At 39.2% G+C, this 22,309-nt stretch carries 18 protein-coding genes and 1 other RNA gene; 13 read left to right on the forward strand and 6 right to left on the reverse strand.

Annotation, left to right across the window (positions count from 1 at the left end; genetic code table 11):
- Positions 1 to 157 precede the first annotated feature (157 nt).
- The 5 genes from lon to PMI_RS00585 all read left to right on the forward strand — a co-directional run bounded on the left by lon (position 158) and on the right by PMI_RS00585 (position 6,603).
- Positions 158 to 2,512 carry an endopeptidase La gene (lon, locus tag PMI_RS00565; protein WP_004245086.1) on the forward strand — a complete coding sequence of 785 codons (2,355 nt, stop codon included), beginning with the start codon at positions 158 to 160 and terminating at the stop codon, positions 2,510 to 2,512.
- Between the two features lie 221 nt (positions 2,513 to 2,733).
- Positions 2,734 to 3,009 (forward strand): nucleoid-associated protein HU-beta, encoded by a 276-nt coding sequence (gene hupB / locus PMI_RS00570; protein WP_004247229.1) that lies wholly within the window; start codon positions 2,734 to 2,736, stop codon positions 3,007 to 3,009.
- Between the two features lie 467 nt (positions 3,010 to 3,476).
- Positions 3,477 to 5,354, forward strand: a complete 1,878-nt coding sequence (ppiD, locus tag PMI_RS00575) for a peptidylprolyl isomerase (RefSeq protein WP_004247230.1) — start codon at positions 3,477 to 3,479, stop codon at positions 5,352 to 5,354.
- Positions 5,355 to 5,608: 254 nt separating this feature from the next.
- Positions 5,609 to 5,983, forward strand: a complete 375-nt coding sequence (locus tag PMI_RS00580) for a ComEA family DNA-binding protein (protein WP_004245083.1) — start codon at positions 5,609 to 5,611, stop codon at positions 5,981 to 5,983.
- Between the two features lie 212 nt (positions 5,984 to 6,195).
- Complete coding sequence (locus PMI_RS00585; RefSeq protein ID WP_004245082.1) at positions 6,196 to 6,603, forward strand: acyl-CoA thioesterase; 408 nt, start codon at positions 6,196 to 6,198, stop codon at positions 6,601 to 6,603.
- Between the two features lie 390 nt (positions 6,604 to 6,993).
- Here the strand turns inward: PMI_RS00585 and queC are convergent, their stop codons facing one another.
- Positions 6,994 to 7,692, reverse strand: coding sequence for a 7-cyano-7-deazaguanine synthase QueC (queC, locus tag PMI_RS00590; protein ID WP_004245081.1), 699 nt, complete (start codon positions 7,690 to 7,692; stop codon positions 6,994 to 6,996).
- 157 nt (positions 7,693 to 7,849) lie between these two features.
- Here queC and PMI_RS00595 point away from each other — a divergent pair, with 157 nt between their 5' ends.
- The 5 genes from PMI_RS00595 to amtB all read left to right on the forward strand — a co-directional run bounded on the left by PMI_RS00595 (position 7,850) and on the right by amtB (position 13,755).
- A complete protein-coding gene (locus PMI_RS00595; RefSeq protein WP_004245080.1) occupies positions 7,850 to 8,311 on the forward strand; it encodes an Lrp/AsnC family transcriptional regulator in 462 nt (153 codons plus the stop codon).
- A 56-nt stretch (positions 8,312 to 8,367) separates the two neighbouring features.
- Positions 8,368 to 10,113 carry a SmdA family multidrug ABC transporter permease/ATP-binding protein gene (locus PMI_RS00600; RefSeq protein ID WP_012367481.1) on the forward strand — a complete coding sequence of 582 codons (1,746 nt, stop codon included), beginning with the start codon at positions 8,368 to 8,370 and terminating at the stop codon, positions 10,111 to 10,113.
- Entirely contained in the window at positions 10,100 to 11,887 is a 1,788-nt protein-coding gene (locus PMI_RS00605) for a SmdB family multidrug efflux ABC transporter permease/ATP-binding protein (protein WP_012367482.1), read from the forward strand. Before PMI_RS00600 ends, PMI_RS00605 begins: the two co-directional genes overlap by 14 nt.
- Positions 11,888 to 12,105: 218 nt before the next feature.
- Positions 12,106 to 12,444 (forward strand): P-II family nitrogen regulator, encoded by a 339-nt coding sequence (locus PMI_RS00610; protein ID WP_004247234.1) that lies wholly within the window; start codon positions 12,106 to 12,108, stop codon positions 12,442 to 12,444.
- 12 nt (positions 12,445 to 12,456) lie between these two features.
- On the forward strand, positions 12,457 to 13,755 hold the full coding sequence (amtB, locus tag PMI_RS00615; RefSeq protein ID WP_004245076.1) for an ammonium transporter AmtB: 1,299 nt from the start codon (positions 12,457 to 12,459) through the stop codon (positions 13,753 to 13,755).
- A gap of 43 nt (positions 13,756 to 13,798) precedes the next feature.
- On the opposite strand, the gene tesB is transcribed toward amtB, so the two are convergent.
- Complete coding sequence (gene tesB / locus PMI_RS00620; RefSeq protein WP_012367483.1) at positions 13,799 to 14,674, reverse strand: acyl-CoA thioesterase II; 876 nt, start codon at positions 14,672 to 14,674, stop codon at positions 13,799 to 13,801.
- 295 nt (positions 14,675 to 14,969) lie between these two features.
- Between tesB and ffs the strand changes: the two genes are divergently transcribed.
- Positions 14,970 to 15,066: signal recognition particle sRNA small type (gene ffs / locus PMI_RS18800), an RNA gene on the forward strand.
- Positions 15,067 to 15,465: 399 nt separating this feature from the next.
- On the opposite strand, the gene PMI_RS00625 is transcribed toward ffs, so the two are convergent.
- The 4 genes from PMI_RS00625 to PMI_RS00640 form a co-directional block, all read right to left on the reverse strand.
- Positions 15,466 to 15,669: an HHA domain-containing protein gene (locus tag PMI_RS00625; RefSeq protein ID WP_004245074.1), complete on the reverse strand. Its 204-nt coding sequence runs from the start codon at positions 15,667 to 15,669 to the stop codon at positions 15,466 to 15,468.
- A gap of 45 nt (positions 15,670 to 15,714) precedes the next feature.
- A complete protein-coding gene (gene tomB, locus PMI_RS00630) occupies positions 15,715 to 16,077 on the reverse strand; it encodes an Hha toxicity modulator TomB (protein ID WP_004245073.1) in 363 nt (120 codons plus the stop codon).
- 657 nt (positions 16,078 to 16,734) lie between these two features.
- Complete coding sequence (locus PMI_RS00635) at positions 16,735 to 19,893, reverse strand: efflux RND transporter permease subunit (RefSeq protein ID WP_004245072.1); 3,159 nt, start codon at positions 19,891 to 19,893, stop codon at positions 16,735 to 16,737.
- A 14-nt stretch (positions 19,894 to 19,907) separates the two neighbouring features.
- Positions 19,908 to 21,098 (reverse strand): efflux RND transporter periplasmic adaptor subunit, encoded by a 1,191-nt coding sequence (locus tag PMI_RS00640; protein WP_004247237.1) that lies wholly within the window; start codon positions 21,096 to 21,098, stop codon positions 19,908 to 19,910.
- Positions 21,099 to 21,223: 125 nt separating this feature from the next.
- On the opposite strand from PMI_RS00640, the gene acrR reads away from it, so the two are divergent.
- Together acrR and PMI_RS00650 are read left to right on the forward strand one after the other, a co-directional pair.
- Positions 21,224 to 21,868, forward strand: a complete 645-nt coding sequence (gene acrR, locus PMI_RS00645) for a multidrug efflux transporter transcriptional repressor AcrR (RefSeq protein WP_004245070.1) — start codon at positions 21,224 to 21,226, stop codon at positions 21,866 to 21,868.
- Positions 21,869 to 21,896: 28 nt separating this feature from the next.
- The gene (locus PMI_RS00650; RefSeq protein WP_004245069.1) at positions 21,897 to 22,250 is read left to right on the forward strand and encodes a DsrE/DsrF/TusD sulfur relay family protein; all 354 of its coding nucleotides are present in this window, start codon (positions 21,897 to 21,899) and stop codon (positions 22,248 to 22,250) included.
- The last annotated feature ends 59 nt before the right edge of the window (positions 22,251 to 22,309 follow it).

Consider the following 22,309-nt stretch of genomic DNA (forward strand, 5'->3'; position numbering starts at 1 on the left):
GAATTTTCCCTCATTTTGTTTTTTTAATAGGGAATGCTATTGAATGTCGGAAAACTGCCCTTATATATTTTGACAATCCGTAGAATTAATTTTATTTGGTGAGATGCGAATAAAATTACCTGTAAAAGCGTTAAGCTAAAAACGAAGAGAGAGCTCTATGAATCCTGAGCGTCCAGAACGTATTGAAATACCTGTATTGCCATTACGTGATGTCGTTGTATATCCACATATGGTGATCCCGTTGTTTGTTGGTCGTGAAAAATCTATTCATTGCTTAGAAGCTGCGATGAACGACAACAAACAAATTATGCTGGTTGCGCAGAAAGATGCATCTACTGACGAACCAGGTGTTAATGATCTTTTTTCTGTGGGGACAGTGGCTTCTGTTTTACAGATGCTGAAACTGCCTGACGGAACCGTAAAAGTGCTTGTTGAAGGTATTCGCCGCGCAAAAATTACCACATTATCTGATAATGGTGAGTATTTCCAAGCTAAAGCGGAATATCTAGACACGCCCGTTGTTGATGAGCGTGAACAAGAGGTACTAAATCGCACGGCGATCAATCAGTTTGAAGGTTATATCAAGCTGAATAAAAAAATTCCGCCAGAGGTATTAGCCTCATTGCATGCGATTGAAGAATCTGCGAAGTTAGCTGATACCATTGCTTCGCATATGCCTTTGAAATTAAAAGATAAGCAAGCTGTGCTTGAAATGTCTGATGTAACAGAACGCCTAGAGTATTTAATGGCGATGATGGAATCAGAAATCGATCTGCTACAAGTTGAAAAACGCATTCGTAACCGCGTTAAAAAGCAGATGGAGAAAAGCCAGCGCGAGTACTACCTCAATGAGCAGATGAAAGCGATCCAAAAAGAATTAGGTGAGATGGATGATGCACCTGATGAAATGGAGTCGTTAAAACGCAAAATTGAAGCGGCGAAAATGCCCAAAGAGGCGAGAGAAAAGACAGAAGCTGAACTTCAGAAATTAAAAATGATGTCGCCAATGTCTGCTGAGGCAACAGTAGTCCGTAGCTATATTGATTGGATGGTACAAGTTCCTTGGAATAGCCGTAGCAAAGTGAAAAAAGACTTAGTGAAAGCGCAGGAAGTACTTGATACGGATCATTATGGCTTAGAACGTGTGAAAGAGCGTATTCTTGAATATCTCGCGGTTCAGTCTCGTGTCAGCAAAATTAAAGGGCCAATCCTGTGTTTAGTAGGGCCTCCTGGGGTAGGTAAAACATCACTAGGTCAATCTATCGCGAAAGCGACAGGGCGTAAATATGTGCGTATGGCATTAGGTGGGGTGCGTGATGAAGCTGAAATCCGTGGTCACCGTCGTACTTACATTGGATCGATGCCTGGTAAGTTAATCCAAAAAATGGCCAAAGTTGGTGTTAAAAACCCGCTATTTTTATTAGATGAAATCGACAAGATGTCATCAGATATGCGCGGTGATCCAGCTTCAGCACTGTTAGAGGTGTTAGATCCAGAACAAAATATTGCCTTTAATGACCACTATCTTGAAGTGGACTACGACTTATCCGATGTTATGTTTGTGGCGACATCTAACTCCATGAACATTCCGGCGCCATTACTCGATCGTATGGAAGTGATCCGCTTATCGGGTTATACCGAAGATGAAAAACTCAACATTGCAAAACAGCATCTGTTACCAAAACAGATTGAACGTAATGCACTGAAAGAGAATGAGCTAACAATCCACGATAGCGCGATTATGGGCATTATTCGCTATTATACGCGTGAAGCGGGTGTACGTAGCTTAGAGCGTGAAATTTCTAAATTATGTCGTAAAGCGGTTAAACAACTGCTGATGGATAGTACTATCAAGCATATTGAAATCGATGAAAATAATCTGAAAGATTATTTAGGTGTACGTAAAGTCGATTATGGTCGTGCTGATACAGAAAATCGTATTGGTATGGTAACAGGGCTTGCTTGGACAGAAGTTGGTGGTGACTTACTGACGATTGAAACGGCAAGTGTACCGGGTAAAGGTAAACTGACCTTCACTGGCTCGTTAGGTGAAGTTATGCAAGAGTCGATTCAAGCAGCGATGACTGTGGTTCGTGCTCGAGCTGACAAACTGGGCATTAATGGCGACTTCTATGAAAAACGTGATATTCATGTACACGTACCAGAAGGCGCGACGCCAAAAGATGGTCCAAGTGCGGGTATTGCAATGTGTACCGCGTTGGTTTCCAGTTTAACGGGTAATCCAGTTCGTTCAGATGTTGCAATGACGGGTGAAATTACCTTACGTGGTCAAGTATTGCCAATCGGTGGATTAAAAGAAAAGTTACTTGCGGCACATCGTGGCGGAATTAAGACAGTTCTTATCCCTGATGAAAATAAACGTGATTTAGAAGAAATTCCTGAAAACATTGTTGCTGATCTGGATATTCACCCAGTGAAAACAATTGAGGAAGTTTTAACGTTAGCCCTAGAGAAATCGCCATTTGGCATCGAAGTAGTGACTAACAAATAACACTAAATCGTGATGTGAATCATAATATTTCACTAAAAAAAAGGCTGGATAAGCAATAAAAGCTTGCCAGTCTTTTTTTGTGTCGTTAATTTAATGGGGTTTATTAATTAATAGTCCTGTTTTATCAGTCTTGCTATATATAAAAAGGCTTGATATAACGACGTTTGCAAAATTTGCCATTAATGGTAAAAAATAACGCATAAATTATGGGGATGAAAAGCGTGAATAAAACTCAACTGATCGACAAAATTGCTGCGAATGCAGATATCACTAAAGCGGCAGCGGGTCGTGTTGTAGATGCAATGGTAGCTTCAATCACTGAATCTTTACAAAAAGGTGATGACGTTGCATTAGTGGGCTTCGGTACATTTACCGTACGTGATCGCGCAGCACGTACTGGCCGTAATCCACAAACAGGTAAAGAGATTCAAATTGCTGCTGCCAAAGTGCCTGCATTCCGTGCGGGTAAAGGTCTAAAAGACGCAGTAAATCAATAATTGAGTAAATCGTTTTTCTGCCTAATGTGTTATTGGGTTGACGTTATGGATAAACAGAAAACGAATCGATTAAGAAATAAAGCGCATCTTTAAAGGATGCGCTTTTCTTTTTTACCACAGAAAAGGGGATTAAACCGAGTATTCTCTGGTGATAAGACGTGAAACTAAAGTAGTCATTTGATAGAATAGCGCGTTGTTCTATAACTGAAATAGACAACATGAGAGCATCTCATGGTTAGCTAAAGACTTAACTGACCAATGAGTCAATTAGAGCTGTTTATTTTGTATCTGTAAGATGTGTGTTAAGACTCAAATTTTATACGGGATTGGCTATTTCTAAGGATTGTCGCGTGTTGCGACATTTTGATATTAAGCCAGCGATGAGCATGTTAAATTAGCTGTGCTCAAAATAGTCGTGTAACACCAATAAAAAATAATTTTTTCACCAAACGGAGCCTAGTCTCGTTATGATGGACAACATTCGTTCAACTGCTAATAATCCTTTTATTAAGATACTATTAGCTGTGATCATCCTCTCTTTCGTCCTAACTGGTGTGGGCGGATATCTCTTTAGTTCTGGTGTTAATGATGCCGCTGAAGTTAACGGTTATAAAATAAGTCGTGCTCAGTTAGAGCAAGCTTATCAACAACGCCGAGCACAACTACAAAAAGATATGGGTGACAATTTTGCTTCCCTCGCATCATCAGATGAGGGACAAAAAATGATCCGCCAACAAGCATTGAATGTGCTGATTAACCAAGCTTTGCTGGATCAATTTGCTCAAGAGTTAGGTATTTCTGCTGGCGACCAGCAAATCAGAGACGCGATTTTTGCGCTACCTTATTTCCAAACTGATGGTAAATTTGATAACAAAAAATACGTTGAGTTATTAACGGCGAATAATATTGACGCGGATGCCTTTGCTGAAGGAATTCGTCAAAATCTGATTAATCAACAATTACGTTATTCTATTCAAGGCACTGACTTTGCTTTAGAGAGCGAAGTTAAAGACTTTGCCGGCTTAATGCTACAAAGCCGTAATGTGCGTCTCGCTTCATTAGATATTCAGCCATTCCTTGAAAAAGAGACGGTATCAGATGAAGAATTAAAAGCCTTTTATGACCAAAATACCTCTATGTTTATCGCTCCAGCACAAGTTAAAGTGAGCTATATTCAGTTAGAAGCCCAAAAAGATTTAAGCAACATCACTATTTCAGATGATGAAGTTAAAGCTTATTACGATAGTAATATCAGTGAATTTACTGTTCCCGGACAAAAAAAATACAGTCTACTTGTCTTAGCAGATGAAACCGCTGCGAAAGAAGCTGAAGATGCGTTGAAAAATGGCGCTGACTTCGTCACCTTAGTAAAAGAAAAATCCATTGATACTTTTTCTGCTAAACAAGATGGTTCATTAGGCTGGATCACTATTGGTCAAGAGCTACCAGAATTAGCAAATGCGAGTTTGACTGAGAAGGGGCAAATTTCACAGCCAGTTAAAATCAGCAACGGTTATGCTATTTTCCGTCTTGATGATATTAAACCTTCGGTGGTAAAACCTTTTGATGACATTAAAGCTGACTTATTAGTAAAAATGCGTGAAAACAAAGCCATTGATGATTTCTTCGCATTGCAGCAAAAAGTGAGTCAAGCCGCTTCAAATGATAACGACACGCTAGCGACAGCAGCAAAAGCAGGGAACGTCACTGTAATCAATACAGATTGGTTTGATGAAAACAATGTACCAGCAGCCTTGAATAACGAAAAGTTAACACAGCTTATCTTTGGTGGTTCACTGGTTGATGACAATGGCCCTACAGGCATGAACTCAGATATGGTTACCCTTGGTAATGATAGTGCTTATATTGTTCGTGTCGAAGGATATAAACCTGCATCAACCCAACCATTAGATAAAGTACGTGACAAGGTTATTACACTGGTCAAACAGCAAAAAGCTTCTCAAGCGATGAATGCGCAAGCTCAGAAACTCCTTGCAGCCTTAAAAGAAGGTAAAGGAGAGGCGGCATTGAAAGAAGCAAATATCTCGTTTGGTGAGGTAGAAAGCGTGGTTCATTCATCAGCCACAGATCCGATACAAAGTGCTATTTTTGCTATGCCAAAACCAGCAGAAGGTAAAAAAGAGTACGGTATGTCTAATGTACCGGGTTCAAAAGTGGTCTTAATCCAATTAGATAGTGTCACTGATGGTAAGCCAACGGCAGAACAGCTTGAATTTATGACTAATCTCTATCGCGCCCAAATGGGAGAAGAAGCTTTACAACTTATGCTCAGCGATTTAAGAGAAAAAGCAAAAATCGAGATTTTTGATAAAGATTATCAATAAACTATCTTAGATTGATTGAATAAAAACCCAGTTTCGACTGGGTTTTTTTATGGCTAAAATTATATTCAAGATTAGAAATTGCGAGCAGTCACGTCATTTTTTGTAACGCTATTTTTTTATTCAATTTATTTTTCTTACTCTCTCGTAATTCATATGGTTGCTAATTGCTGAATTATTTAAGGCTTGGCATTATTTGATGGCATTCAGTAATCGCTGTTTGCTGTTGAATATACAGTTATTTTTACAAAAAGGAGATGATTAAAATGGATAAAAAAACACTATCAGCATTTATGGCATCAATATGTTTAACATTAGGTTTAGGGTTATCACCACTCTCTTATGCCGATGATATATCGCCTTCAACATCAACCATGTTGATTGAAAAAGGGGATCAAAAAGAGAGTGCTGTCAGTGAGGTAAACGCTAGTGCACAAGGAAAGTTGGATATTAATAGTGCAACACTTGATGAATTAATGACGCTAAAAGGGATCGGAAAAGCAAAAGCGCAAGCCATTATCGATTATCGAGAAAAAGTGGGGCGTTTTGCTTCTTTTGATGATCTCGCCAAGGTCTTTGGTATTGGTATGAAGCTTATTGAACAAAATAAAGATCTAATTATTATCAACTAATTACTCGATAATACTGTACCCCTTTTTTGTGATCAAAAAGGGGTACAGAATTGCCTTTATATAATATTAATAATCAGATGGTATTTTAATTTGGGTAATAAATAATCGGATGAAATATACCCTATTTGATATTTTTGACTATATTTAAGATATTACATAGAAATTTCTCTTAGCTAAAGTTTGTTAGGGATATCAAGAGGTAATAAAGTCATATGAGTACATTAATTAAAGTTTATGGATTCCATTTAGATGTTTTTGAGCATGTGAATAATGCACGTTACCTTGAATTTTTAGAACAAGCGAGATGGGATTGGATTGAACAACACTTAGATCTCGCTTGGTTTAAACGGCATGGTCTAGCACTCGTTGTCGCGAATATTAATATCAACTATCGTTTGCCTGCTAATTTAGGCGATGAACTAATCATTAGTTGTGATATTGCAGAAGTCGGTATTAAAAGTGGCGTGTTGTCTCAAAAAATAGTGAGAAAACAAGATGGTGCATTGATTTCAGATGCATTAGTGACTTTTGTACTCGTTGATATCAATACTAAAAAAGCATTAACACTTACAGATCAGTTACGAGAAAAATTGGAGTATGTACGCCAGTCTGCTGATTAGCATTGATGTTATCCGGTCAACCGTCTAATTTTATCGGTACTCGTAACATATTAGCGGCAGGATATACCGTGCTTGCCTGTGGAAAGGGGGAGTAGTCAGCCCACTCGCTGAAGCAGGAAGCCACCGAGGTGAGTCAGACGGTGGTCTGAACGCTGTAGGGAGCCACGTCCTTTAGGGCATGGAGGAGGTCAATTGGTTTTGGTATAGAATAATTCCCCGCTCTGTTGTTTTCAGGGCGGAGAAAATCACAGGGGAAAACTGGGTAAAACAACTGGTTAATTAGTTATCACGGCTTCGACGACTTTATTAGCAACCTAACAGGCCGCGAATTAAAAATAACTGCTACGGGTGTAAACGCACAGAAAACAAAGCTAACACATTTTTGACAGATTATTTAAGGCCAACTTTATTTTTCATGGCGTCCATGACGGCATTTTTGTCTTGTAAATAGCCATGAAGTCCACGCTCTCTTAAATGGCAAGCGGCACATTGACCACAACCATCACCTTGAATACCGTTATAACAAGTTAAGGTGTTGTGGCGTACAAAATCTAACTTACCGTAATAGTCAGCGAGTGCCCAAGTTTGCGCTTTATCTAACCACATTAACGGAGTGATAAACTGAATATCACGAGCAATACCTAAATTTACCGCATGATTTAGAGCTTTAACAAACTCATCGCGACAATCTGGATAACCTGAGAAATCAGTTTCACATACGCCAGTAATAACGCTTTCAGCACCAATCTGATAAGCATAAATGGCGGCTAATGTAAGAAATAGAATATTTCTACCAGGTACAAAGGTACTAGGAATATCGCTTTGTTCACTCTGTTTAAAATCAGGCACAGGAATATTGTCACGTGTTAAGCTGCTGATAGCGAGTTCATTGAGTAAACTGACATCCAAAACTTTATGTGCGGTTGCACCTAATAATTGACTGACTCTTTGTGCTACCTCAATTTCTTCTTTATGACGTTGTCCATAATTAAATGTAATACAATGAACTTCATCATACTGCTCTAGTGCTTGGATTAGGCAGGTTGTCGAATCTTGTCCACCACTAAAGACAACGACCGTTTTTTTCATCAGAATACTCCTGAATATTGATATTTTTTAAGGATTAATACGCATAATATTGCAGATATTATGACAAGTTATCACCAAATTATCAGTAAGAGATTATTCTTATAGCAGGGGTAGATAATTACTATTTTTTGTAGGGGCATATGTTAAAGGAGTATTTATGTTAGATAAGATTGACCGAAAACTATTAACGCTATTACAGGAAGATTCAAGCCTCTCACTGAATACTTTGGCAGAGGCGGTTAACCTAACCTCAACACCTTGCTGGAAACGATTGAAAAGACTCGAGGATGAAGGGTATATTCGTAAACGTGTTGCATTACTCGACAGCGAAAAAATTGGGCTTGGCTTAACAGTTATTGTTATGATAAGAACACAGCAACATAATAGCGAGTGGTATGAACAATTTGTATCATTCGTTAAGCAAATGCCAGAAGTACTGACATTCTATCGAATGGCGGGTGAGTGTGATTATCTAATGCATGTTGAAGTTGTAGACATGAAAAGTTATGACCAATTTTACAAACGCATGGTTAACGGCGTTCCTGGGCTTATTGACGTAACTTCTAACTTTGCAATGGAAAAAATTAAATACACAACGGCAATGCCGATACCTGAATAAGATCCCTCTTTACCAACTGGCACTTTTATTTTTTGTACAACCTTAGGATTTAAGGCGTGGCTCTATTTTCACAGCTCAGTTGGTATTTTATCAGCGAATGGCGTCGTTATGTCGGTGCTATTTTCTTATTGATGGTTATCGCCGTTCTACAAGTGATCCCTCCGAAAATCGTCGGGATTATTGTTGATGGTGTTGATAGCCATAGCCTGTCTTTTCAGCAAATTATGGGGTGGATCGGGATCATGGTATTGATCGCCCTTGCTGTCTATTTATTACGTTATATTTGGCGTCTGTGGTTATTTGGTGCTTCTTACCAACTGGCGGTGAAATTACGTATGCAAATCTATCGCCAACTTAGTCTTCAATCATCGGCTTTTTATCAACGCTATCGCACGGGTGATTTAATCGCACGTACCACTAATGATGTTGATAAAGTCGTTTTTGCCGCAGGGGAAGGGGTGTTAACCCTTGTTGACTCTATGGTAATGGGACTTGCGGTGTTAGTGATGATGAGTATTCAGTTAAGTTGGCAATTGACACTTATCTCATTGTTACCTATGCCATTAATGGCGATATTAATTAAACGCTATGGCGATAAACTACATCACCGCTTTAAAAGTGCACAAGCACTATTTTCTTCATTGAATAATCAAGCGCAAGAAAGTTTAAGTAGCATTCGTATGATCAAATCTTTCGGTCTTGAACAGCAACATGCTTCACGTTTTGAAACGGTTGCAAAAGAGACGGGTCGACAAAATATGCGAGTGGCAAAAGTCGATGCATTGTTTGACCCCACGATTTTTATGGCAATTGGTTTTGCTAACTTACTTGCTGTGGCGGGAGGAAGTTATTTTGTTCTCAATGGCACGATGACATTGGGAGAATTAACCAGTTTTGTAATGTATTTAGGGCAAATGATTTGGCCTATGTTAGCGCTGGCATGGATGTTTAATATTGTTGAGCGTGGTAGTGCGGCTTATAGCAGGATCAATGCATTACTCAATGAGCAACCGGCTATGGTTGATGGTCAACTATCACTAATGCATCAAAAAGGAACTTTAGCGGTAGATATTAAAGCGTTTCATTACCCCAAACAGCAAGTTGATGTACTAAAAAACATTCATTTTACACTCTCTCCTGGTGAGATGTTGGGTATTTGCGGTATGACTGGGGCGGGGAAAAGCACTTTGTTAGCGCTGATCCAGCGCTTATATGATGTCAGTGAAGGGGATATTCGTTTTCAATCTGTCCCCCTTTACCAATTAAAATTGGATGAATGGCGGGGAAGACTTGCTGTTGTCAACCAAACACCGTTTCTTTTTTCGGATACGATTGCCGGAAATATAGCCTTAGGACGCCCTGATGCTACCAAAGAAGAGATAGAGGCAGTAGCCAAAATCGCCAATATTCACGATGATATTTTAAATTTACCCGAAGGATATCTGACTCAAGTTGGTGAAAAAGGGGTCATGCTCTCGGGGGGACAAAAGCAACGTATTTCCATTGCTAGAGCTTTACTGTTAGATGCGGAAATCTTGTTATTAGATGATGCGTTATCAGCCGTTGATGGACAAACTGAATACCAGATCTTACAAAATCTGGCTCAATGGCGTAAAGAGAAAACCATTATTATTAGTGCTCACCGTTTATCTGCACTGGTTGATGCAACAAATATATTGGTATTAAAACAAGGCGAAATCATAGAGCAAGGTACTCATCAAACACTTATTGCAGTGCCAGGTTGGTATCAAGATATGTACCATTATCAACAACTCGAGGCCGCATTAGATGACGATAAATAATAATAAATCCATTAAAACGTTATTGCCGGCCTTAAAAAGATTATTAGCTTATGGCAAAACCTATCGCAAACCGATGACATTAGGTGTGGTGATGTTATGGGTGGCAGCGATTGCAGAAGTGGGTGGACCTTTACTTATTAGTTATTTTATTGATGCTAAAGTAGCGACTCATCAAGTTGAATGGCGAGGCGCATTAGGTCTTGCTGCTGCTTTTATTCTATTACAAATTATTGCGGCACTATTGCACTATTACCAAACAATCGTCTTTAATTATGCCGCTGTTGGGGTGGTACAACAGTTACGAGCAGATGTGATGAGTGCTGCGCTAAAACAGCCATTAAGTGCATTTGATAATCAGCCTGTAGGACAGCTGATTTCTCGTGTTACCAATGATACAGAAACTATCAAAGATCTATTTGTTAACGTCTTTCCTGCTCTATTTCGTGCTATAGCATTGGTGGTTGTGATGTTAATCGCTATGTTTCTACTCGAATGGCAAATGGCATTAGTGGCGATGACGATTTTCCCTGCGGTTATTGGTGTGATGATGCTTTATCAACGGCTAAGTACACCGATTGTCCGCAATGTGCGTCATTATCTTGCCAATATTAATGATGGCTTTCATGAAGTGATTAATGGTATGTCGGTTATCCAGCAATTTCGTCAACAAGCTCGCTTCGGTAAGAAAATGTCAGATGATAGCTGGCAACATTATCAAGCACGAATGAAAGCACTAAAACTTGACGGGTTATTATTGCGCCCGTTACTCAGTATGCTCTCTGCATTGGTGCTATGTGGCTTATTGATACTGTTTGGATATCAAGGTAGTGCTGTGATTGGTGTTGGAGTAATTTATGCTTTTATCAGCTATTTAGGTCGTCTTAATGAACCTCTTATTACTCTGACGTCTCAACAATCTTTATTACAACAAGCGGTTGTTTCCGGTGAACGAGTCTTTGAGTTAATGGACGCCCCGATGCAGCAATATGGCAATGCAAGCTATACCATTAACCAAGGAGATATAGCCATTAACGGCTTGTGGTTTGCGTATCTAAAACAGCAGTGGGTATTAAAAGAGATTAATCTTGATATACCTGCTCGCCACTTTGTCGCTTTTGTGGGGCATACTGGCAGTGGAAAAAGTACCTTAGCCAGTTTGCTTATGGGAAATTATCCATGGCAGAAAGGACATATCTACTTAGATAACCATCCATTAGAGTGCTATTCCCATCAGGCATTAAGAAGCGGTATTGCGATGGTACAGCAAGATCCTGTTTTATTATCAGGTACTTTGCGTGACAATATTACTTTAGGGCGTCACTGCTCTGAAGCTCACTTATGGCAAGTATTAGCAACTGTACAATTAAATAGCTGGGTAAAAACATTACCTGATGGTTTAGAAACCCCCTTAGGTGAACAGGGTAGTCGCTTATCCGCGGGACAAAAACAGTTATTAGCATTAGCTCGAGTATTATTATTTCCACCCCGTATTCTTATCTTAGATGAGGCAACGGCAAATATCGACTCGGGTACAGAGCAAGCTGTTCAAAAAGCCCTTACGGAAATAAGAGAAAAAACCACATTAATTGTTATCGCTCATCGCCTTTCAACCATTATCGATGCTGACGAAATTGTAGTGCTTCATCGTGGTGAGATTGTTGAGCAAGGTAAACATGCACAACTATTGGCACAAAAAGGTCGCTATTACAATATGTACCAATTACAACAAGTTAAAGAGTCATTACAAGTTCAAGAGCCAGCCGTTGTTGAGTGATATTATCTAAATTCCATTCATCCTAACCCAGCCAATGCTGGGTTTTTTATTGCCTCACTTTTTGCCCCAATTTTTAGCATTGTGGACATGATAAGAGCATTTATTGCACTAAGTTAGTGAGTGATATTTATTTTTTATTTATTTATCAATGAAATAAGTATTGGCATATCTCTTGCTCTATCAGTATGGCGCTTTCTAAAACCGTATGGAGCAATTATATGAAATATATCATCGCGATTATTAAACCATTTAAATTAGAAGATGTAAGAGAGTCACTCTCTGAGCTTGGGATTAATGGAATGACAATCAGTGAAGTAAAAGGATATGGGCGACAAAAAGGACATGCCGAGCTTTATCGGGGAGCTGAGTATGAGGTTAACTTTCTTCCTAAAGTAAAAATAGAATTAGCGGTTTGTGATGGGCAATTAGAGCCTGTGCTACAAGCCATAAGCCAAGTTACTGATACTGGTAAAGTAGGAGATGGCAAAATTTTTGTTTTAGAGTTATTGCAGGCGATCCGTATTCGTACAGGAGAGTCTGGTGAAGAAGCCTTGTAGAGGAGCTAACAAATGAAACGATTTATTAGTTATTTTTTTACGTTAGCACTTACATACTTTTTATTACCTCAGTTAGCTATTGGAGCCACCACAATAGACATAGATAAAGCGGACAACAGTTTTATGCTGATCTGTAGTGCATTGGTGTTTTTTATGACTATTCCCGGTATCGCACTCTTTTATGGCGGGTTACTACGCAGTAAGAATGTATTATCACTAATGACGCAAGTGATGTTGATTTTCAGTGTAGTGATTATCCTTTGGATTATGTTTGGCTATAGTTTGGCGTTTACTGCTGGAAATAAGATTTGGGGTGGGTGGTCACTTACTTTTCTCAATAATATTTCAGTCGATTCTGTTGCTGGTGAAATTAATCAATATGTGCATGTTGTATTTCAAGGCTCTTTTGCGGTGATCACCGTGGCCCTGATTGTTGGCGCATTAGGTGAACGTATTCGTTTTTCAGCACTGCTTATCTTTACTGTTATTTGGTTTACTTTTTCATATATTCCCATTGCCCATATGGTATGGGGAGAAGGTGGTTGGCTTATCGATGATGGAGCATTAGATTTTGCGGGAGGGACGGTTGTCCATATTAATGCCGCTGTAGCAGCGCTTGTTGGTGCTTACTTACTAGGTAAACGAGGTGATTATCAACATACTGCGATTAAACCACATAATTTACCTATGGTCTTTACTGGTACAGCGGTACTTTATATTGGTTGGTTTGGTTTTAATGCAGGCTCTGCAGGGAGCGCTAATGGTATTGCTGCATTGGCGTTTTTAAATACAGTTGTAGCTACCGCAGGTGCAGTTCTTGCGTGGACATTTGCTGAATGGCTAGTGAGAAGGAAACCTTCTATGTTAGGTAGTTGTTCAGGATGTATTGCGGGATTAGTTGCTATTACCCCAGCCGCGGGAACCGTAGGCCCTATTGGTGCTTTGGTTATTGGTATTATTGCTGGCATCATCGGGCTTTGGGGGGTTGTGGTTCTTAAACGTTGGTTAAAAGCAGATGATGTCTGTGATGTTTTTGGTATTCATGGTACTTGTGGTATTGCGGGCTGTTTATTAACGGGCATATTTACGGCTTCATTTTTAGGGGGCATTGGTTATAGCGAGCATATGACGTTAGGTAAGCAAGTGCTAACTCAATTATTTAGTGTTGTGATTACGCTTATTTGGTCAAGTGTTGTGGCTTACATTGCCTTTAAAATCGCCGATAAGCTAGTGGGATTGCGTGTCTCACAAGAAGAAGAGCATGATGGATTAGATATAACCACTCATGGAGAAAGAGCGTACGAGCAGTAATGGTCTATTCCCCCTCAACTGAGGGGGGAATATTCTCACTGCGTTATTTGTTTGATTTTATTCGTTTTTGGCGGATAACACCTTCTTGAACAGAAGAGGCAACTAGTTGCCCACTCATATTAAACATTTTTCCTCTCACAAATCCGCGACCACCTGAGGCTGATGGACTTTCAATAGCATAAAGTAACCAGTCATCAACACGAAATGGGCGATGGAACCACATGGAATGATCGATGGTAGCCACTTGTAAACTCGGATCCATAAAACCTAAACCATAAGGTTGCAGTGAGGTGGGTAAAAAATCAAAATCAGAGATATAACCTAATAAGTATTGGTGTAGGAAAGGATCAGATGGCATTTCTCCGCGACTACGATACCAAACATAACGTTCCGCAGGTGCTTTCTCATAACCAAACGGGCTAAAATATTGCACGGGGCGTGCTTCAAAAGGTGTTTCTCTTAATGCGAGTGTTCTTAGAGGTTCGGGTAATTTTGGGGCAAGTTTTTTCAATATCTCATCTTGAGAGATCAAGTCATTTGGAAAAGGGACTTCAGGCATCATATCTTGATGTTCAAAGCCTTCTTCAAACTCTTGGAAAGAGACGGTCATATAAAAAATAGGCTTACCTTGTTGAATAGCACTGACGCGACGAGTACTAAATGAGCCACCATCACGGATAGATTCCACATCGTAAACAATAGGCTTATGGCTATCACCAGGTCGTAAAAAATAGCTGTGAAATGAATTAACATAGCGATTATCAGCAATTGTTTGTTTTGCCGCATAAAGAGCTTGGCCAACAACTTGTCCACCAAAGACTTGTGGTAAACCTAAATCTTCACTTTGACCTCTAAATAGGCCTTCTTCTATTTTTTCAAGCTCCATTAAGTTGATAAGTTTTTTTAATGCCTGGCTCATAGTTTACCTATATATCATCGGATAGATTATGTTTTATAGTTTTGATTATATACAATCCGCTATCGGATAAAAAAATAATCTGCTGTTTATATTTTGCTAAAAATGCCGTAACACCTTATTTGATAGGGGAGCAATCGCGATATTAGCTAAATAGAGGGCATAAATTGAAAGAATTTGGCAAAGCATAAGGCCTTATTGAGTAATTTATCAGCACTTGGTCTGGCTTTCCTTGCTATTTGGATAGCTTTAAAAGATAATGCATATCGTCTTAGCAATAAGACAATCTATGGGGGCTTGTTGGTTCTCCCGCAACACTAACTTGTTAACTCGGTCAGGTCCGGAAGGAAGCAGCCATGGCAGGTGTCGTGTGTGCCGGGATGTCGCTGGCAAGGCCCCACCCAATTTCTGCATTGCAATCCCGCTATTTTTTATCCAGTTACTTTCTTCATCGTAATCGTATCGTTGAACGTTTGCATCTAAACATATTTCTATTTACATATTGTTTAATTAATAGTTTTTTTAACTATATTTACTCTCAATATGGGTTTGGTGAATTAATAAGAAACAGAATACCTTTCACCTATTATCGCCTTCGCGTTATAGATGAATAATAAGAGAAGTTGTAAGAATTATGCCGTCATGCCGTTATAAGCACGGCATGATAGTGTGTAATCATTTTACTTATTAAAAAAGCATGAATAAAACGATACCTAAAAATAAGAACTATTAACCCAATTACTATAAAGAGATAGTAAAAATAAGAGGATACTAATGGTTACTTGCTAATACGATTATCTTACAAATTTCCAAACAGATGCTGGGATCTTGTCATAAAGTTTGTTCATGGTTAGCTCTGCTAAACGATGGTCTGCAGCTGAATAAAATAGCTCTAACTCATCATCGGTCAGTTCATATTTGTTCTTTTCAATCACTCTTTCAAGGGTTTCGATTGAGGTGCATTTTCTTAAACGCATTAGATAGTCTGTTTTAGTCATGTTGTCTTTTCTCTATAATTTAAATAAAACTAAAGGTAATTTAATTTACTTGATATAACTTTTAGGATTTTTATCGATAAGCGTTAACAGTGAATAGTTTAACTCTTTCCAATTATTCAATTCCGAGTAGGAAATGGAGTCACTACCGAATAACCGATAAGTCTCTTCTATGCACTCTTCCATTAAAGTGTTAATAGCGTGTTTATCAGGATATTTTATCTTAAACAGCCAACTAAAGCCCATAATGTGATCAATTAGGGCATTAAGGTCAACGCTTTTTGTGCTACTTAGATCATTGTTCCAAACTGCGGTACCTTTATCTAATGAGCTTAATGCTTGCTGTAATAGCTCTTCACATAAAAATGACAATTCAGCTAAATCTATTTTTTCTGGTGAATATTCGTCCATAGCTTATTGTGACTGAATTATGCTAAAGAAACACTAATAATTAATACTGATAAATTAGCTATTAATGAAGCTTGCGGCTTAATTCAGTAATGAATTAATTAAACAATCTTAAAATAAACAGCAACTTTATATTTTATTCATATACCAATAATGTTTAATAATTGTTTTTATTATTTCTACATAGTAATGGTGTAATTTGAAAAAGGTATTTAAATACGAAACTACATTCAATGCAAGTTGAAAAAGTGTACAAAATAAAAGTACTGTACGCTTAATATAGCACTATTATTGCATAAGTCACTATCTGAGCGATAGAAATTTGTCTATTTTCGTAAAAATTTAGTTGAGAAGCGTAAAAGTAAGGATAATTAACTTGATGATTATCCTAGTATTTGTTTGCTAAAAATGTCTTATATCGCTAAATAGTCTTGGTGATAAGCTGATATTAATAAAAAATAGTGCGTTAAATTTGACAAAAAGTCATATATAAGAAAAAAATTAAACTGATTTATTGATTAGGGATATGTTTTTCTTTAATTGATAACAATATAAAGGGGCGGGATTAACACGAAAAATTAAAATAAAACAAAAAGGCCGCTAAGCGACCTTTTTGATGGGTAGCCAACAAATTATGTTGGCTGTGGTATAGCATAATGATTACTTAGTTTGGTGCGGATAGTTTGGGTGCTCTAAGTCTTCGTTTTTCTTCGCAAACCTTCTGCGGATCACAACGAAGAAAATAGGAACAAAGTAAATAGCAAGGGATGTCGCGGCAATCATACCACCGAATACCCCTGTACCTACTGAGTTTTGCGCACCGGAGCCTGCACCGTTACTTAATACCAGAGGAATAACCCCAAGCATAAAGGCTAACGATGTCATTAGAATTGGACGTAGACGCATTCTAACGGAGTCTAACGTCGCTTCTACTAGCCCTTTACCCTCTTTTTCCATTAAGTCTTTGGCGAATTCGACAATCAATATGGCGTTCTTCGCCGATAACCCAATGGTGGTAAGTAGCCCAACCTTAAAGTAAACGTCGTTTTCAAGCCCTCTCAATGTAGTAAATGCTAATGCACCAATGACCCCTAAAGGTACGACTAACATAACTGAGAAAGGCACTGACCAACTCTCATAGAGTGCCGCCAAACAAAGGAATACTACAATTAATGAAATAGTATACAGTGCTGGCGCTTGGTTACCTGATAGACGTTCTTGGTATGACATACCCGTCCACTCGTAGCCAATACCACTTGGTAATTTGCTGGCGAGTTGTTCCATCATTAGCATTGCATCACCACTACTTTGTCCTGGTGTTGCACTACCTTGGATCTGGACAGCTGGTAAACCATTATAACGCTCTAAACGTGGTGAGCCATATAACCAAGGATCTTTACTAGTATCAATGAAGGATGAGAAAGGCACCATCTGACCCGCATTGTTACGAACATAAAGATTAGCAATATCTTGTGGCAACATGCGGAATTGTGATTCTGCTTGAACGTAAACTTTCTTCACACGACCACGGTCGATAAAGTCGTTAACGTAGCTACCACCAAACATCGTACCTAATGTTGAGTAGATATCACTGACCGCAACACCTTGAGCTTGTGCTTTTTCTAAGTCGATATAAAGACGATACTGAGAGGTATCTTCTTGACCGTTAGGACGCACACCCGTCAACATTTGTGGCTCTTGTGCTGCCATTCCAAGCAATTGGTTTCTTGCTTCCATGAGTTTTTCGTGTCCCAGGTTGGCATTATCGATTAACTCGAATTCAAAACCACCTGCAGAGCCTAACTCAACAATCGCTGGAATATTAAAGGAGTAAACAAAGGCTTCTTTAATTTGAGAAAGAGCTTGGTTAGCACGACCGACAATAGCAGGGACTTTGTCTTGGTCTGATTTACGCTCATCCCAATCATTTAATACGACGAAAGCAAGCCCCATGTTTTGACCTTGACCACCAAAACCAAAGCCGCTGACGGTAAAGACCGACTTAACCACATCTTTTTCTTTAGTATTAAAGTAGTCATTGACTTGTGCTAATACGTCTTGAGTTTGCTCTTGGGTTGATCCAGCGGGCAACTGAACCATTGTCAGTAATACCCCTTGGTCTTCTTCTGGTAAGAAAGACGCCGGTAAACGCACAAACATAATTGCCATAGCAGCAACAAGTAAGACGTAGATCAGTAAGTAACGACCTGTACCACGCAGTGTACGAGAAACACTGTCTGTATAGTGGTGACTACTTTTTTCAAAAACGCGGTTAAACCAACCAAAGAAACCTGTTTGTACACCATGGCTGCCTTTCGGGATTGGTTTTAACAATGTTGCACAAAGTGCAGGGGTTAAAATCAATGCCACGAAAACAGACAGCACCATCGCTGATACAATAGTAACTGAGAACTGTCGGTAAATCGCACCCGTTGAACCACCAAAGAATGCCATTGGAATAAATACCGCAGATAACACGAGGGCAATACCCACCAATGCACCTTGGATTTGTCCCATAGACTTACGTGTCGCTTCTTTAGGTGACAGTCCTTCCTCTTGCATCACACGTTCAACGTTTTCTACTACAACGATAGCATCATCAACCAGTAGACCGATGGCTAGTACCATCGCGAACATCGTCAAGGTGTTTATCGAATAGCCAAACGCGGACAATATGGCGAAAGTCCCTAATAATACGACGGGCACAGCAATGGTTGGGATTAATGTAGCACGGAAGTTCTGTAAGAACAGATACATGACTACAAACACCAGCATAATGGCTTCAACGAGCGTTTTAACCACTTCAAAAATAGAGATCTTAACAAATGGTGTTGTATCGTAAGGATAAACGACCTCTAATCCAGAAGGGAAGAATGGCTCCATATCAGCAAGTGCCGCACGTACTGCTGTTGCGGTATCAAGGGCGTTAGCACCTGTTGCCAGTTTAATACCAATACCTGCTGCAGGTAAGCCATTAAAGCGAGCAATCGTGCTGTAGTTTTCAGCCCCCATCTCAACAATACCCAGATCTTTTAGCTTAACCTGTGAACCGTCTTGATTGACTTTCATCAGAATATCAGCAAATTGCTCAGGTGTATTAAGTCGAGTTTGCGCAATGATAGATACATTTAAACGCTGACCAGGCACTGGTGGCGTACCACCTAATTGACCTGCCGCCACTTGGTTATTTTGCGATTTAATCGCATTAATAACATCAAGTGTGGTCATGTTATATTTCACCAGTTTATCTGGATCTAACCAAATACGCATCGCGTATTGTGTACCAAATAACTGAGTTTCACCCACCCCTGTGACACGGCTTAATGGATCTTTAATTGTTGCACCTACATAGTCGGCGATGTCATCTTGTGACATTGAGCCATCACCAGAGATAAAACCTGCAACCATTAAGAATGAACTAGAAGATTTATCGACACTAATCCCTTGTTGTTGTACTTCCTGAGGTAAAAGAGGCATTGCCAATTGCAATTTATTTTGCACTTGGACTTGCGCAATATCAGGGTCAGTACCAGCTTCAAAGGTCAGCGTGATATTCATCATACCTGCAGAATCACTGGTTGAAGACATATAAACCATGTTATCGATACCATTCATATTCTGTTCGATAACTTGGGTTACAGTATTCTGTACCGTGGTTGCATCAGCTCCTGGATAGACCGCAGAGATGGAAATCGCTGGCGGTGCAATCGTTGGATATTGTGCAACAGGCAGTTTGATGAGTGCCAAAAGACCAGCAAGCATGGTAATTATGGCAATTACCCACGCAAATATTGGTCTGTCTATAAAAAACTTAGGCATAGATCATCGACTCCTTATTGAGGATCCTTCGCTGGTTCAGATTTTTCAGTTGATGCTGTTGCATCTAAATTTTCTTCTTGTGGCGTAACCTTCATTTCAGGTTTTGCTTTTTGTAGCCCCGAAACGATAACGCGGTCACCAACCTGAACACCACTATTCACTAGCCACTTATTACCAACTGCTTGTGATACTTCAATAGTACGCACTTCAACCACGTTGTCTTTATTAACGACCATGGTTGTTGCTTCACCACGAGGAGTACGAATAACAGCTTGTTGTGGGATCAAAATAGCATTTTGACGAATACCATTTTCTAATTTTGTACGAACAAACATACCAGGCAGTAATTCACCATTTGGATTAGGTACGATTGCACGCATAGTGATAGAGCCTGTGGATTCATCAACGGTCACATCAGAAAATTCTAAATGACCTTTTTGAGCGTAGGATTGACCATTGGTTAAGGTTAAGTGAACAACAGGTTTACCTTGCTCTTGACGAACAATGCCACTTTCAATTTCATTTTTTAATTTCAGATAATCTTCACTCGATTGTGTCACATCGACATAAATCGGATCGATTTGCTGAACGGTTGTTAAAGCCACTTGCTGACCAGGTGCAACTAATGCGCCTTCTGTTACCGTTGATTTACCTGAACGGCCAGAAATTGGTGCGGTGACTTTGGTATATTCAAGATTAATTTTTGCATTAGTCACTGTAGCTTCAGCTGCTTTTACTGCAGCAACAGCTTGAGCGTACTGAGATGTTGCGGTATCAAAATCTTGTTTACTGACATAATTGGTGCCGAGTAGAGGTTTATAGCGCTCTACAGTTAGGCGAGCAATTTCAGCATTCGCTTTTGCTTTTGCTAAATCAGCTTGAGCACTGTTTAATGTAGCTTGAAAAATAGCAGGATCGATTTGGTACAAAGATGTTCCTGCTTCTACATAACTACCTTCGGTGTAATTGCGTTTTAAGATGATGCCGCCAACCTGAGGGCGAACCTCTGCGATACGATAAGCAGATGTACGACCAGGTAAGTCTGTTGTGATAGTCAGTGGTTTCGCATCTAATGTAACAACACCTACAGCAGGAGCAGGAGGTGGACCTCCAGCAGACTGATTTTTGTCGCCACATCCAGCAATAACCAAGCTGCCTGAAAGCACTAACAGAGCCAGAGGCAAAACCCCTCTGTTTTTTCGCATAAGAAAACCTCTATTCAAAAGTTGTTTCCCGGGATAAAAAATAATTAAGTTGATGAATGATTGCGATGTATAGTACAAACATACATGAATGTATGTAAATTAACTTCAGTCAAAATCGAGGAATAATGGCACGAAAAACTAAACGCCAAGCACAAGAGACAAGACAGCAGATTATTGATGCTGCACTTAGGCTATTTACTGTGCAAGGTGTTTCTGCCACATCACTTTCAGATATTGCAACCGAGGCCGGAGTAACTCGAGGTGCAATATATTGGCACTTTAAGAATAAAGTGGATTTATTTACTGAAGCGTGTGAACTCACCGACTTAAAAATAGAATCATTAGAATTAGAGTATCAATCAAAATATCCAGATGATCCACTATTTGTATTAAGAGAATTGCTTATTTACATATTGACATCAATTGTCGAAGATCCGAAACATAATGCACTTCTAGAAATATATTTCCATAAGTGCGAATTTGTTGGTGAAATGACACCAATTGTTGAAATCCGCCGAGAATTATGTGCAGCCGATTACTCTAGAATAGAGCAATCTTTATCTCGCTGTATCGAAAAAAAACAACTCCCAGCCAACCTTGATTTAAGAAGAGCTGCGATTATGTTAAGAGCTATGATGACAGGGCTTGCTGAAAATTGGTTATTTTCACCAGAAAGTTTTTCTATTAAAGAGGAAAGTCAATATTTGGTTGATAGTTTTATTGATATGATTAAGCATAGCGTAAATATGAGAATATCGGCGCTATCTTAATTTATTCTTAAACATAAGGAAGAAGTTCATGAGCAAAGTATTAGTGATTGCAAATGGTGCAGCATACGGTAATGAATCATTATTTAACGCACTGCGTTTATCTATTACTTTAAAAGAGCAACATCCAGAAACGCAATTAAATATCTTTTTAATGTCTGATGCGGTAACCGGTGCACTGGCTCATCAGCAACCCAAAGAAGGTTACAACCTCCAACAAATGTTAGAAATTTTAACGGCACAAAACGTCCCTGTTAAGTTATGCAAAACCTGTACAGATACTCGTGGTATCAGTGAATTACCTTTAGTGGATGGTGCTGAACTTGGGACATTGGTGGACTTAGCACAATGGACTCTCGACGCGGATAAGATTTTGACTTTCTGATCAATATTCTGTTTTCTCAGGGGAGAAACATCTAGGCGACTTGTTCTAATGACACTGCC

The organism is Proteus mirabilis HI4320, assembly GCF_000069965.1.
GTDB classification, from domain to species: Bacteria; Pseudomonadota; Gammaproteobacteria; order Enterobacterales; family Enterobacteriaceae; genus Proteus; species Proteus mirabilis.